This is a genomic window from Chryseobacterium sp. UF-290, from assembly GCF_058245615.1.
This window is the reverse complement of the sequence record NZ_JBSICB010000008.1, coordinates 187,443-201,065: the sequence shown is the minus strand read 5'-3', so window position 1 is coordinate 201,065 and position 13,623 is coordinate 187,443. Positions and strand designations below refer to the sequence as shown.

At 37.4% G+C, this 13,623-nt stretch carries 12 protein-coding genes; 5 read left to right on the top strand and 7 right to left on the bottom strand.

The features are described 5' to 3' along the window. Nucleotides 1-127 precede the first annotated feature (127 nt). Nucleotides 128-1,312, bottom strand: a complete 1,185-nt coding sequence (locus AC4IF5_RS11895; RefSeq protein WP_490734756.1) for an oxygenase MpaB family protein — start codon at nucleotides 1,310-1,312, stop codon at nucleotides 128-130. 80 nt (nucleotides 1,313-1,392) lie between these two features. Continuing rightward, nucleotides 1,393-2,190, bottom strand: coding sequence for a response regulator transcription factor (locus AC4IF5_RS11890; RefSeq protein WP_490734754.1), 798 nt, complete (start codon nucleotides 2,188-2,190; stop codon nucleotides 1,393-1,395). A 203-nt stretch (nucleotides 2,191-2,393) separates the two neighbouring features. Here AC4IF5_RS11890 and AC4IF5_RS11885 point away from each other — a divergent pair, with 203 nt between their 5' ends. Further along, nucleotides 2,394-3,167, top strand: coding sequence for a hypothetical protein (locus tag AC4IF5_RS11885; protein ID WP_490734752.1), 774 nt, complete (start codon nucleotides 2,394-2,396; stop codon nucleotides 3,165-3,167). Between the two features lie 67 nt (nucleotides 3,168-3,234). Here the strand turns inward: AC4IF5_RS11885 and gap are convergent, their stop codons facing one another. The 5 genes from gap to AC4IF5_RS11860 form a co-directional block, all read right to left on the bottom strand. Beyond that, nucleotides 3,235-4,239: a type I glyceraldehyde-3-phosphate dehydrogenase gene (gene gap / locus AC4IF5_RS11880; protein WP_062697648.1), complete on the bottom strand. Its 1,005-nt coding sequence runs from the start codon at nucleotides 4,237-4,239 to the stop codon at nucleotides 3,235-3,237. A 31-nt stretch (nucleotides 4,240-4,270) separates the two neighbouring features. Beyond that, nucleotides 4,271-5,257 (bottom strand): 6-phosphofructokinase, encoded by a 987-nt coding sequence (gene pfkA / locus AC4IF5_RS11875; protein WP_490734750.1) that lies wholly within the window; start codon nucleotides 5,255-5,257, stop codon nucleotides 4,271-4,273. 83 nt (nucleotides 5,258-5,340) lie between these two features. Continuing rightward, complete coding sequence (locus tag AC4IF5_RS11870) at nucleotides 5,341-6,216, bottom strand: DUF4846 domain-containing protein (RefSeq protein ID WP_490734749.1); 876 nt, start codon at nucleotides 6,214-6,216, stop codon at nucleotides 5,341-5,343. A gap of 754 nt (nucleotides 6,217-6,970) precedes the next feature. Further along, nucleotides 6,971-7,729 (bottom strand): TIGR03915 family putative DNA repair protein, encoded by a 759-nt coding sequence (locus tag AC4IF5_RS11865; RefSeq protein WP_490734747.1) that lies wholly within the window; start codon nucleotides 7,727-7,729, stop codon nucleotides 6,971-6,973. A 123-nt stretch (nucleotides 7,730-7,852) separates the two neighbouring features. Then, entirely contained in the window at nucleotides 7,853-9,112 is a 1,260-nt protein-coding gene (locus AC4IF5_RS11860) for a putative DNA modification/repair radical SAM protein (RefSeq protein ID WP_490734745.1), read from the bottom strand. A gap of 146 nt (nucleotides 9,113-9,258) precedes the next feature. Here AC4IF5_RS11860 and AC4IF5_RS11855 point away from each other — a divergent pair, with 146 nt between their 5' ends. The 4 genes from AC4IF5_RS11855 (at nucleotide 9,259) to AC4IF5_RS11840 (ending at nucleotide 13,510) form a co-directional block, all read left to right on the top strand. Next, nucleotides 9,259-10,587, top strand: a complete 1,329-nt coding sequence (locus AC4IF5_RS11855; protein WP_490734744.1) for a hydroxymethylglutaryl-CoA reductase, degradative — start codon at nucleotides 9,259-9,261, stop codon at nucleotides 10,585-10,587. A gap of 166 nt (nucleotides 10,588-10,753) precedes the next feature. Further along, nucleotides 10,754-11,842 carry a hypothetical protein gene (locus AC4IF5_RS11850; RefSeq protein ID WP_490734742.1) on the top strand — a complete coding sequence of 363 codons (1,089 nt, stop codon included), beginning with the start codon at nucleotides 10,754-10,756 and terminating at the stop codon, nucleotides 11,840-11,842. Between the two features lies 1 nt (nucleotide 11,843). Continuing rightward, a complete protein-coding gene (locus AC4IF5_RS11845) occupies nucleotides 11,844-12,230 on the top strand; it encodes a DUF423 domain-containing protein (RefSeq protein ID WP_490734740.1) in 387 nt (128 codons plus the stop codon). Nucleotides 12,231-12,232: 2 nt separating this feature from the next. Next, nucleotides 12,233-13,510: a chloride channel protein gene (locus AC4IF5_RS11840; RefSeq protein ID WP_490734738.1), complete on the top strand. Its 1,278-nt coding sequence runs from the start codon at nucleotides 12,233-12,235 to the stop codon at nucleotides 13,508-13,510. Nucleotides 13,511-13,623: the final 113 nt, after the last annotated feature.

Here is a 13,623-nt window from a genome sequence, read left to right as displayed (position 1 = left end):
TTTCTCTGGTTCTTCAGAATTTAATTATTATCTAATTTAATACTAAATCCTTTTGCAAATCTAAAGGCATTCGTGGCAAAAATGAAAAAAATTCTGATTTTGTGTCTTAAAAATATTATGTGTATGATTAATGAAAATTTGAATTTTGAGTAATGTTAAGATAATCTTTCAGGACTTTCATCTGGTCTTTATTCCCTTTTTTTATTCTGATATCACGGCTTACCAGGCTGTCATAAATTTTATTGAAGATGATCTTCGATTTCGGAAAAAGCTTTTTATTGGGGACCTCCGGAATCTGTAATCTTTTACAGACTTCGTCATCCAACAGAAACCAGGTACAGCAGATATGAAGATACCTTAGATTTTTCCTTTGGAATTCAAATTTTAAGATGGGGTTTTCCAGAGACTCATTCAGTAAAGAATGAGCCAGAAGGATTGAGTCTTTATCAGAAGGCGGCTGTACGGATGTCCATAAATAAAAATATTCCGTAGCCTGTTTCTTGTTGTCAGGAAGGATCTGTTCCGGAATACCTAAAAGATATCCTACATATTTCCAAAGGTGGAAAATCCCTTGCTCTTCTTCAATGGAGAAAGTATTTCCCAGTTTTTTCAGGCTGTGCAGAAAGACCAGGCTAAAACCGATGTAGGTGGCCATCATATCCCATGAATTGATCGGCTCTCCCCAGTTTTCAGTGTCCCAGCCTTTATAATGTTTCCTGATGGAGAGTCTTGCGTAGGAATGGATCAGCCGGGTTTTGATGGCAAATTCATACCCTTTTGCATGAATTTCAAGGGCATGGTAGCGTGTAGCGTTTACCCAAAAATCCAGCGTTTCTGAAAGACGTTTTACAGCTCCTTTTTTCAGGGCTTCAGTGACAATAAGCGGTTTGTTGAGGTAAGCATAGTCATAGCCACCGATCAGGCAATAATCCCTTAATGAGATCAGGGAATCCAGATTGCTTCTCATGCAAAGCTCAGCACCGCTTTTTAACAGATCGTAATCAAGCCATTCAGGAACTTTCTGAGTTTGAGCAAAAAGTTTTTTTACACTTTCAGGAACATTGTCTGTTTCAGCAACTCCATTTCTGATGTAATGTTCGATTTCTCTGGAAGCTTCATGAAATTTTTTTGTAAAATAAACATCTTTTACAACCTCGTCACCGATTTTATCTACATGATAAAAGAAAGAAGAGAATGTTTCAAAGTCTTTAAAGCTCACTTCCGCTCCTGAGAACTCTATAAGCAGCTTTCCGTTACCGCTTTCCCAAAAATCCTTGAAATGCGGAGAGTCTTTAAACCTTGGTTGTATCATTGTTCATTCCTTTACCTATAAAAATACAAGTTTTGCACCGAAACTCTGTGGTGAGATTTATCAGGCTTATTATTGATCATCTATAGATATCCCCATTCAAAAGTCTTTTTGATAAGCTCAGAGCTGTTTTTACAGTCAGATTTTTTCAGAATATTTTTTCTGTGTGTGCGTACTGTTTCTTCAGAAATATTCAGCAGATGGGAAATCTCTCCTGTGGAATATCCTTTGGCGATACAATTGATGATCTCTACTTCTCTTTTGGTGAAAACGGCAGGTTGTGACTCAGAAGATTTATCATGTTTTAACCACTGCATCTGATGAAAATCTTCCCGTCCGTTGATTCCGGATACCAGGACGGCATACGAGTTTTGGTGAGTGATATGTCCTATATTGGTGTGAATATTAACAGCCTGCAGAAGTCTGCCGTTTTCATCTTTGTATGTATGTAAAGCCTGATGATGAAACAGCTCATAATTACCTTTTGAGGTTCTCATTCTGAAGCAATAGCTGGTTTTCAACTCCTGCTGATAATCAAAACCTTCGATCTCTTTGATTTTTTCTATTGACATTCTTTCGGCTTCCATTACAAATTCCATATCGTCTGGATGTATAAGATCTATAATTTCTTTCAGATGTACAGGGTATTTATTGAGCCCGTGTATTTTCAGAATATCTTCATGGTGATTGCAGATTGTGCTGTCTGCGAAATTAATGACATAATAATAAAACTTACCCGGAGCAAAAACTTCTCCGATGACATGCTCAATGGAAGGAACGGGTAATATTCTGTTATCATTCTGCAGAATCTCCGGATAATCATTCCATACTTTAATGAGGGGATGTGGTTTTTTTGCATGAATCACGTGTTTTTTATTCATTGGTTAATGTTTTCTTAAAAATAATAAAATTATGTTAAAAAATCACCCTTTTGTGGTATTTCGTGTGGTAGGAAAGTATTGTAGCTTTATATAAAACTAATGATCATGGAAGCTCAATTTCTCAAACATTTCGTTTTATAGTGGAGGTTCTGCTTATTTTCTAATTACAATTCAAACAAACTTTAACCATAGAACTAATAATCATGAAAACAAAAATTTTATTACTGTTTCTGCTTGGATGGGTGGGGGCAGTTTGTGGACAAAATCTAATAAATGAAAGTAGAATGTTGAATAGTCCTACAGATTTACATCAATATGAAGCCTCTTCAATATCAAAAAAATCAACATCTACTACTTCTGTTTATCATAATTCCAAATTTACAATTGTAGGTGAAGAAGGAGAGTACTATAAAATTTACTTTTGGGATTGGGATAAAGATTCTGAGGACTATAACAGATATAATTTTAATAATGTTACAAAAAGTCAGATATATTTTTTAATTGAAAAAAAGTTAATTGATGTGTCTTCTGTTAAGATATATAATCGCATTGCTCCTGCTTGGGGAACATTTGTCTATCCCTTTAAATGGAGACCAAATGATGGTACTTTTGAACCAACATTTGCATTGGCTATAGCGGGTGGAGCAAAATTAAATCCTTGGTGGACAAATAAACATGTCTTTTCGTTATTAGTAGGAGTGGGACCATCATCTGTTAGTCTTGATAAATATAATACTACAATATTAGAAAAACCATTAGATAATAAAATATCAGTTGCAGCTGTAACATTCTCATTAAATTTAATGTATCAATTTGATTTTGTACAATTTGGTGTTTCAGGAGGAGTTGACAATATCTTTGATAGTAACATATATAATTGGAAAAATCAAGGTAAACCTTGGTTAACTTTTGGAGTAGGTATAAGTATTTTTAAAGACAATGATAAAACGGCAAAGCCTACATCAAATAATCATTAAGATATATTATGTAAAACAAAAACCTTCCCATCGGGAAGGTTTTATATTACTCATTGCCTATTACTAATTACAAAGAAGCAGCATGCACAAGCATATCAACTAACTTGTTAGAGTAACCCATTTCATTGTCATACCAGGAAACAAGTTTTACGAAGTTAGGAGAAAGCATGATACCGGCATCTTTGTCGAAGATAGAAGTTCTCTTATCTCCTACGAAGTCCTGAGATACTACTGCATCTTCAGTATATCCTAGGATCCCTTTCAATTCACCTTCAGAAGCTTCTTTGATCGCAGCACAGATCTCATCGTAAGAAGTAGCTTTTTCTAATCTTACCGTAAGGTCAACTACAGAAACGTCTACAGTAGGTACTCTGAAAGACATACCTGTTAATTTTCCGTTTAATGAAGGGATTACTTTTCCTACCGCTTTAGCAGCACCTGTAGAAGAAGGAATGATGTTGTTAAGGGCAGCTCTACCACCTCTCCAATCTTTCATGGAAGGACCGTCAACAGTTTTCTGAGTCGCTGTTGTAGCGTGTACAGTGGTCATTAAACCTTCTACGATTCCGAATTTATCGTGAATTACTTTAGCTAAAGGAGCTAAACAGTTGGTAGTACAAGAAGCGTTTGATAAGATTTTGATATCATCAGTAAGTTCCTTGTGGTTTACCCCCATTACGAACATTGGAGTATCATCTTTAGAAGGAGCAGAAAGGATTACTTTCTTTGCACCAGCGTTGATGTGAGCCTGAGCAGAATCTTTAGATAAGAAAAGCCCTGTAGATTCTACGATATAGTCAGCACCGATTTCGTTCCACTTTAGATTGTTAGGATCTTTTTCAGCAGTGACTCTGATTTTTTTCCCGTTTACTACAAGATCATTTCCTTCTACAGAAACTTCACCTGGGAAAATACCGTGTACAGAGTCATATTTTAACATGTAAGCCATGTATTCTGCATTGATCAGGTCATTGATTCCTACAACTTCAATGTTGTCTCTTTCAGTCATTGCTCTGAAAACAAGACGTCCAATTCTACCAAAACCGTTGATACCTACTTTGATTGTTGACATAATAGTTTGTTTTATTAGATTTATAAAATAATTAAATTGCTAAAATTTCTGAGATCAACATCAGATCTTTGTTGATTTCGTTATGTTTTTTAATGGCTTCTTCGATAGGAGTGTATACCAAATCATTGGAGCGCATTCCTGCCATTACATTGCTTTGCCCTTCCATTAATCCTACTACAGCCCCATAGCCAAGTCTGCTGGCCAGTACTCTGTCTGCACAGCTTGGAGAACCTCCTCTCTGAATGTGTCCTAAAACCGTTACGCGGATGTCATATTCCGGGAATTCTTCTTTGGTCTTGTTGGCAAGATCATAGATGCTTCCTAATTTTTCACCTTCAGCCACAACCACAATGCTGGATGCCTTTCCTGTTTTTTCAGCCTTCCTGAAGTTGGCAAAAAGATCATCCATACTGTCTTTCTTCTCAGGAATAAGGATGTCTAGAGCACCTGTTGCCAATCCGCTGTTTAACGCGATAAATCCTGCATCACGGCCCATTACCTCTACAAAGAAAACCCTGTTGTGGGAAGTCGCCGTATCACGGATCTTGTCGATAGCTTCCATGGCCGTATTCAGAGCCGTGTCATATCCGATGGTATTATCTGTTCCGAAGATATCATTATCGATAGTTCCCGGCACGCCGATTACCTTGATTCCGAATTCTTCATTGAAGATCTTGGCTCCGGTAAAAGTTCCGTCACCGCCGATGCATACCATTCCGTCTATTCCTAGCTTTACGCAGTTGTCATAAGCTTTCTGACGGCCTTCTTTAGTTCTGAATTCAGTGGATCTGGCAGACTTTAGAATAGTTCCGCCCTGGTTGATTATATTTTTTACGGAACGAGCTCCCATTTTCAGGAAATCATTGTTGATAAGGCCATTGTAGCCTTCTCTTACTCCGTAACATTCGATATTATAGTAATTGGCGGTTCTTACTACCGCTCTTAATGCCGCGTTCATACCCGGAGAATCACCTCCTGAAGTAAGAACTGCAATCTTTTTTACAGCACTTTCTTTCATCTAGTAAAAAATTTCGAACACAAATTTACAAAAACAAGTTCAGATTATCGCAGTAACTTCGCAATAGTTTTGAATATAAATGATTAAAAGCTTCTGAAATTTGTTGGCTTAAAAATATACCGTGCCGTTTTCGTTTCAGGAGCGACCGTATCAAGGTCATACCAGGGCGAAATATTCCGGTTAAAAGGATTGGAAAGCAGATGGATAGACTGGGCAGGAGTGAAGCCTTCACCTAATAGGAACAAGTTCTTTCCTTCCTTATTCTTACATACTCCGGCAACAAAAACAACATGTCCCGGACTCCCCGGTGTGATCAGGATATCTCCGGTTTTCAGATCAGCATTTTTCGTTATTGGCTTTGTTTCTTTGTTTAATGAGATCGTACCTGCATAATTAAAGATCAGATCCAGATAGCTTCTGAAATTCTGATATGAATCATCGAAGCCAGCCGTTTTTCTGAAACTTACGAAATTTCCATTGACAAAAGCTCTGGTTCCGTTTTTATAATCATCCCAGCTGAAGAGATCACCGCTGGTAAAATGAAACTTAATCTCATCAAACCTTTTCATCTTATATAGATATTCCGCTCTCAATCGGATGACGGCATCGGCACATTGTTGTAAATCCCTGTTTCCGGTATCAATATCAAAAACAGATTCATGAAGATGCTGGGTGGAAATGGGAACGCCATCATACCGTAAAATATGGCTGCCGTAGGATTTCAGCCTGAAATATTCAATGAAATACCCGAATGATTCCGTCTTTTCTTCAACCCATTGATATCCTTCAGGTGGAGAAAACCTTTCCCGGATCGTATTTTTATCTTTATTGATCTTTAAATTTTCGGTGATGAGATGCTCATTCTTTTCCTGCCCGGCCAGCAAACGGTCTGATATTTTTTCTTTTGTGCAGCCTGTGAGAATTAGAAGAGCTGTGATTCCTGTAATAACTTTTTTCATGCGTTCTCAATGAACACAAAGATCAATTTTTTTTACATATCTATCAATAAAGAATCTGAAAATCTGCTTAATCTGTGGGAACAAAAATATATCAGCATTAAAAAGCTTTACTGACCATTCAGAAATAAAAAGTTATCCACAATGTGAAAAATATTCATTCACGTTTTATAGATCTGAGGATTTTACAAACTAAATAAAAATGCCTGGATAAGGCATTCCTGCAAATTGGCTTCTATCTGTAGAAGTGAAAAAGTTATCCACAATGTGGAATTGTAAATTAACTTTGTTTGTATCTGTTACCAATTCAGGCTCTTAAATAACATCCCTGAAAATGGTATTTAAACAAAATTATCTAGTTTATGAAAAGAAAAAAGTTATCCACAATATGAATTAATTCTTTTTAGAAAAACAGTTGTCCGGATCTGTGTTATTGATGGCTGAAAAGTTATCCACAATGTCAGACTTTAAGATGCTTTATTTGTAACTATCATAAATTTAATGAGTGAATCTGTTTAGTTAATAAAATGCTTAAAAAAGATTTACGCAAGTCTGTCTTTATTTGTGAAAGAGAAAAAGTTATCCACAATATGAGAATATAATTAAAGCCATTTATAGATATATAAGGATCACTTGAATCTTATTTTTACCTTGAAAACAAAATGACAACTAAAATAAAGAATAAACATCTGAGCAATCTGTGCGATCTGTGGGATATAAAAAAATATGAACGGGAAAAAAAATTAAAACTGACTCCTCACCACTTCTCCGTTAGATATTTCCAATACCTTTTCGGAACATGCTGAATATGCAGTTTCATATTCTTTCGCTCAACAATATTCGTTTTTGTAAAATACCGCTGCCAAAGCGTTTGGTAACGCTTCTCCTCATCATGGAATTTCTCCTGATACTGATTGAAATTGAGTTTTTCATCAGGGTAAAAGAAATCACAGTTTTCCAGATCATAGAGAAGACCATAGTTTCTTCGCAGGTCGTAGATCATCCATTTCTGATCCTGATAGCGGTCTTTAAAATGTTTTCTGATCAATGGAAGAACATTGAAGTCAGGATCTATCTTGGCAAAAAAGACATCATCCTGCATCTTTTCAAACCGGACAAAAGCAGTCATCCTGTGCCTTTCCCTGTCAACCGATTTGCAGATCTTTGAAATTTTTAAAATATCCGGATCTGCAAAATTTTCCAGAACGTTTTCTCCCGAATGTTTTACCGATTGTCTGACGGCTGATAAAATTAAGCTCTCCAGATCAGGGTCTTCTGATAAAAAGACTTTTAAAAGCTTATGAATTCCCCGTTTTTCAATATTTTGCTCCAGTTTGTGTAAAACCCTTTCAGATTTATCAGTTTGTGTAATGACTTCATGGATCTCTGCAAAGATATTTTCCTGATAAAACTTTTCCCTGCTGAAAATTTCCACATCTTTATAGCGGTATTCAAAAACTTCAAATACTGCTGTGAAAAGGCCTTCGAAACTTCCGTCGTAGAGTAGGGTGGTCATGATTTAATTTGAAAATTTGAGAATTTGAAAATGTAACAATTTAGTTGTTTGTTGCCATTCTGATAAATACCATTAATGACAAGGATCTTTTTTGTATAAACTATTAATGTTTGTCTTTAAGGCTCAAAATAAGCTCAGCTGCTGGGAAAACTGATTGTGAAATTTGGAGGAACTTCCCCCAATCAGTAATTTTCTGAAGTTTTTATCCGTTAAATACCTCAGATAGGCATTTCCGGCATTAAAATCAATAAAATATTTCGCCCGGTTCACAGCGGCTCCCAGCTTTTTCAAATGATCCATTGTTAAAATCTGAAAACGTCTTGCACTTACAATTTTCTGTGCTGATTTTACTCCAATTCCCGGGATTCTTAAAATCATCTGATAATCTGCCGTTTGAATATTTACAGGAAACTGGTCCAAATGCCGGAGAGCCCAGCTTAATTTCGGGTCCATTTCCAGATCAAGGAAAGGAACATTCGGGTCTAAGATCTCTTCCGCTTTAAAACCATAAAATCTCATCAGCCAGTCAGACTGATACAGTCTGTTTTCCCTTAGCATCGGTACCTCTGTCGTTAAAGAGGGTAATCTTTTATCCTCCAGAACAGGAACATACCCGGAATAGTAGACTCTTTTTAAGTTGAAGTTTTTATAAAAATGATCAGCCACCTTAATAATCTGAAGATCATTTTCATTGGTTGCTCCTACAATCATCTGGGTAGACTGTCCTGCCGGAGCAAATTTGGGAACTCTCTTTAAGGCTTTTTTCTCATCTTCATATTGACTGATCCCTTTCTGAATATAACGCATCGGGCTGATCATATCCTGTCTGTTTTTTTCAGGAGCGAGCAGTTTTAATCCGCTTTCTGTAGGAATTTCAAGATTTACTGACAATCGGTCTGCATATAAAGCCGCTTCCTGCATCAGTTCATCACTCGCTCCCGGAATAGATTTTAAATGAATATAACCGTTAAAATTTTCTTCCAGCCGAAGTTTTTTGGCAACCCTTACAAGCCGCTCCATTGTAGTGTCCGCATTTTTGAAAATCCCCGAGCTCAGAAACAATCCTTCAATATAATTTCTGCGGTAAAAATTAATGGTAAGGTCTACCACTTCTTCCACAGTAAAAGCAGCCCTTTTAATATCGTTTGAACTTCTGGAAACACAGTAGGCACAATCGTAAATGCAGTGATTGGTCAGAAGGATTTTAAGCAAAGAAACACATCTTCCGTCTTCCGTATAGGTATGACAAATTCCGCTTACGGAACTGTCTCCTAAAGCACCTTTTTTATTTTTTCTTGTCCCACCGCTGGAAGAGCAGGAAACATCATATTTCGCTGCATCTGCAAGGATTTCAAGCTTTTCTTTAAGGCGGTCAAAATTCATATTACTAAAAGGAATGTTATAATTTGTATCTGAATATGGTTCAAAATTAGTTCCAAAATTGATAAATATCAATCTTTTTTCATGGAAGTTATCAACAAAATAGAACCTCAAAATCATTATATTTACGGCTCATTAAAGTTTATATCATGAATCATAAACCGATCGAAGGTTTTTCCAAGCTTCTAAAGCAGGGAAAAATCGACTGGCTCGTAAACGAATATCTTGAAGGAAATCAGGAATACCAACATATATTAAAGCAATATTGGAATGATGATGCCGATCTTCAGAAGCTTCACGAAGAGTTTTCTGAAAATACGATTTCCAATTTTTATATGCCTTACGGAATTGCTCCGAATTTTTTGATCGACGGAAAACTGTTGGCACTGCCAATGGCCGTTGAAGAAAGTTCAGTAGTGGCCGCTGCTTCCAAAGCGGCAAAATTCTGGATCGACAAAGGAGGTTTTAAAACAACCATTATCAACACGGAAAAGCTGGGGCATACCCATTTTATTTTTAATGTGGAACCCCACAAGCTGTTACATTTCTTTAATTTCAGCTTAAAGAAAAAACTGTTTGAAACGACTGAAGATATTACTGCCAACATGAGAAAACGTGGCGGAGGTATTCTAAACATCAGCCTGATCGATAAAACTGCGGAAATGCCGAATTATTATCAGCTGAAGGCAAGCTTCGATACCGTAGACTCAATGGGGGCCAACTTTATCAACTCATGTCTTGAGCAGTTTGGTAAAACGCTGAGACAGGAAGTGGCTGTCAGCGAAGATTTTACTCAGGAAGAAAAGAGTTCATTGCAGATCGTCATGAACATCCTTTCCAACTTTACCCCCGATTGTATCGTAAGAGCTGAGGTTTCCTGCAAAATGGAAGACCTGAAGGATGACAGCGGAATTTCTCCTGAAGAGTTTGCAGCTAAATTTAAGCAGGCAGTTACCATTGCGGAAATCGAGCCTTACCGTGCAACTACTCACAATAAAGGAGTGATGAACGGGGTAGATGCCGTAGTAATTGCTACCGGAAACGACTTCAGGGCTACGGAAGCCTGTGCGCATGCTTATGCTGCGAGAGACGGACAATACAGGTCATTGACACACTGTACAACAGACAACGGAATTTTCAGGTTCTGGATCGATCTTCCTATTTCTGTAGGAGTCGTAGGAGGGCTGACGAATCTTCACCCTTTGGTCAAGTTTTCTTTAGCGTTATTAGGAAAACCTTCAGCACAGGAATTAATGAGTATTCTTGCCGTTTCAGGGCTGGCCCAGAACTTTGGAGCATTGCGTTCCCTGGTAACAACAGGAATTCAGAAAGGACACATGAAAATGCATCTGTTGAATATCCTGAACCAGCTGGGTGCTACGGAAGAAGAGAAGCAACATTTTGTAACGTATTTTAAAGATAAAACGGTAAGCCATCACGAGGTGATCAATGAGTTTAACAGAATGAGAGGAAACTGATGCTACAGATCATTTTGCCTATAGTATTCCTTCTATTTGGATTCTTTTTAAAGAAAACAACTCATGAAGGTTTCAGAAGTTCCAAAAGATTTGCCAATATTTTCATCATACTGGGGATTTCTACACTGGTTGCCAAGTTTATATTAATGTATATAAAATCGAAACAGTGAAACAGAGTATCTTATTTTTTCTGCTGGTTTCCGGTTTAAGTTTTTCGCAGCAGAAAAATGTAAAAATAAATGACCTGCAGCCAAAATCTGAGAACTTTGTGTTTCCTGTGGTTTCCTATGGAGATAATCCGGCGGTTGCCCATAAGATCAATACATTTCTCCAGGTAAACGAATTGGAATATGTTCCGGACTCCGGTGGAAATCCTTTTCAACTTGCTTCTACGGCAACGAATTCGTATTCCAACTATGTCTATTTTTATGATTGGGAGAAATTGGATACCCCTAAAAATATTTTGAGTATAGGAATTCATGGCGAAGCTTCAGGAGCTTATCCTGAAGAATTTGCAGACTGGAAGAATTTTGATCTGAGAACAGGAAATTACATCAATGCTGAGGATTTGTTTCAATCGGGCTTTACTAAGACCGTTGAAAATATGATCCGGAAAAAAGTAAAAAAAAGGATTTCTGATTTTCTTGTAAAATTGAAATCCGAGAAAAATCGTACTGAAGAAGCTGAAGATCAGATCGCCATGTATGAAGGCTGTTTTACGGAGTATACCTTGGAGTATATCAGATATTTTTTTGAAAAAGACAAGCTGACTTTTGTTGCCGGAAGATGTTCGAATCATGCCATGCGAGCGCTTGATGATCTGGGAAGTCATGAAATAGAGTTTTCTTATAAAGAGCTGGAAAAATATTGGAGTCCCTATGCTAAAAATTTAATATCCGGTTCTGAAAAAACAGATAAAACCAGCTTTCAGAATAAGCTTTACAAAGGTAAAATAGATGGGAAATATCCTGTCACAGTTTTTATTACACGTTTTTATAAGAATGAAGAGAACAACGGACCCGATTCTTTTAATGCATTTTACTGGTATGATAAGAACAAAAAGCTGATACCATGGGACGGAAAAATGAATGGAAATCATATTTCTATCACTGAAAATGATCATTACGATGAAGCTGCAGGTAAATGGATTCCACGGGCCTTTGTAGATGCAAATATGAATGGGAGCAAAATCTCAGGAACCTGGCAGGATGATAAAACAAAAAAATATTTAACCCTAGAATTAGAAGAGTTATAAAATGAAAACAATTACTTTGATTTTTGGAGCAGTTTACGGAATGGTATCTGTGATCCTGGGTGCATTCGGAGCACATGCCTTAAAGAAAATATTAGCGGTGGAAAGACTGGAAAGTTTTGAAACAGGAGTAAGATATCAGATGTATGCAGCTTTTTTTCTGCTGATCATCGGATATATCTTAAAGTTTGAAACTTCTGCTGAAAAATGGACAGCGATTTTAATGATTGCAGGAACATTTTTATTTTCAGTGAGCATTTACTTTTTGAGTATGCAGGATTATTTAGGAGTGAACCTTAAATTTTTAGGACCTATCACTCCGCTTGGAGGTCTGATGATGATCTTAAGCTGGGCAATGCTTATTTTTTATTTTGCTAAAAATAAAATGTAAGAATGAAAATCAACAGGAGAAGACGGTTAATACGAACATTCAATCTTTTAGATCAGCCTATCAAATTTAATCCTTTTGTATTCAGCCGTACTTTTTTTATGTGGGCGGTGACAGGATTGATAGGAGGTGTCATTGCCGGCGGATATTGGATCGTGCTGGAGCATTTTACCGAATTTTTAACCCGTTTTCAGGGATGGGAAGTCATTCCTACCATGGCGGTTTGTGGTTTGCTGGCAGGATTGGTGATCCATTTTATCGGAGATCCCGGAGAAATTCACCTGATCGTCAATAACATCAGATTCAATAAAGGAAAGCTGGAACCGAAGAACAATCCTTCCATGATATTGTCGTCACTTTTTTGTGTGGCTTCGGGAGGAAGTCTTGGCCCGGAAGCTCCCCTTGTGCAGGTAACGGGATCTACCGGAACCTGGCTGGGAAAAATTTTCAGGTTAAAAGGGGAGGAACTTCGCTCGTTAAGCATTGCCGGCATGGCTTCAGGCTTTACGGCATTATTTGGAGCTCCGCTGGGAGGAAGCCTTTTCTCGTTGGAAATTCTCCATCATAAACATGCGGTGGAATATTATAAAGCGATTATTCCGGCGTTGGTAGCAAGCTGTTTCAGCTATCTGATGTTTGCTCTGATCATTCACTTGGGAATCGGGGCGACCTGGGACCTGAAAGCCTACCATTATACGGGAGTTTATGATTTTCTATATGCTGCATTATTTGGAGTTGTGGGAACTTTGTTTGGGTGGATCTTTATCTTTGTAGTGAAGTTTTTCAAAAAGCTTTTTGAATACAGAAAATTTCCGATCTACATCAAAACTTTCGTGGGCGGAATTCTTTTAGGGATCATTGCGTACAATTTCCCGATCACAAGATACTTCGGACACAACGAGATCAATCAGCTGATCGGCGGAAATTTCGGATTAAACTTCCTGATCCTTGTTCTGATTTTTAAAATATTAGCCATTGCCATTACAGTAACTTCCGGATGGAGAGGTGGTTTTATCATTCCCCTGTTCTTTGTTGGAACCACGTTGGGACTTATTATTCACAATGTATTTCCGGGTGTGGACACTACTTTAGCCATTGTAAGCTGTATGGCTGCCATCAATGCCTGTGTGACGAGAACTCCGATGAGTACAACCATTATTTTGGGAACCCTTACCGGATTTACTTATTTTGTGCCTATACTGTTTGCCAGTCTTACCGGATATTTCCTGGCTCCGAAAATTCCTTTTATCGGCTCACAGTCGGAGAAATTGGCGGAAGAATAAGGCAAATTTCAATGATATGTTAAAAATCAAGTCCATCAGTCTTTAAATTTTAAGTCAATAAACTTGAACTTCCGTGTCTTTTTAGTAAATTTGTCAACCTTTAAATATTAAAA

Excerpts from the sequence above, each read along its gene's own strand:
- pfkA (WP_490734750.1), bottom strand. The coding sequence starts at position 5,257 with ATGAAAGAAAGTGCTGTAAAAAAGATTGCAGTTCTTACTTCAGGAGGT.
- AC4IF5_RS11865 (WP_490734747.1), bottom strand. The coding sequence starts at position 7,729 with ATGACCACCCTACTCTACGACGGAAGTTTCGAAGGCCTTTTCACAGCA.
- AC4IF5_RS11855 (WP_490734744.1), top strand. The coding sequence starts at position 9,259 with ATGAATCATAAACCGATCGAAGGTTTTTCCAAGCTTCTAAAGCAGGGA.
- AC4IF5_RS11885 (WP_490734752.1), top strand. The coding sequence starts at position 2,394 with ATGAAAACAAAAATTTTATTACTGTTTCTGCTTGGATGGGTGGGGGCA.
- AC4IF5_RS11840 (WP_490734738.1), top strand. The coding sequence starts at position 12,233 with ATGAAAATCAACAGGAGAAGACGGTTAATACGAACATTCAATCTTTTA.
- AC4IF5_RS11890 (WP_490734754.1), bottom strand. The coding sequence starts at position 2,190 with ATGAATAAAAAACACGTGATTCATGCAAAAAAACCACATCCCCTCATT.
- AC4IF5_RS11870 (WP_490734749.1), bottom strand. The coding sequence starts at position 6,216 with ATGAAAAAAGTTATTACAGGAATCACAGCTCTTCTAATTCTCACAGGC.
- AC4IF5_RS11895 (WP_490734756.1), bottom strand. The coding sequence starts at position 1,312 with ATGATACAACCAAGGTTTAAAGACTCTCCGCATTTCAAGGATTTTTGG.
- AC4IF5_RS11845 (WP_490734740.1), top strand. The coding sequence starts at position 11,844 with ATGAAAACAATTACTTTGATTTTTGGAGCAGTTTACGGAATGGTATCT.
- AC4IF5_RS11860 (WP_490734745.1), bottom strand. The coding sequence starts at position 9,112 with ATGAATTTTGACCGCCTTAAAGAAAAGCTTGAAATCCTTGCAGATGCA.
- gap (WP_062697648.1), bottom strand. The coding sequence starts at position 4,239 with ATGTCAACAATCAAAGTAGGTATCAACGGTTTTGGTAGAATTGGACGT.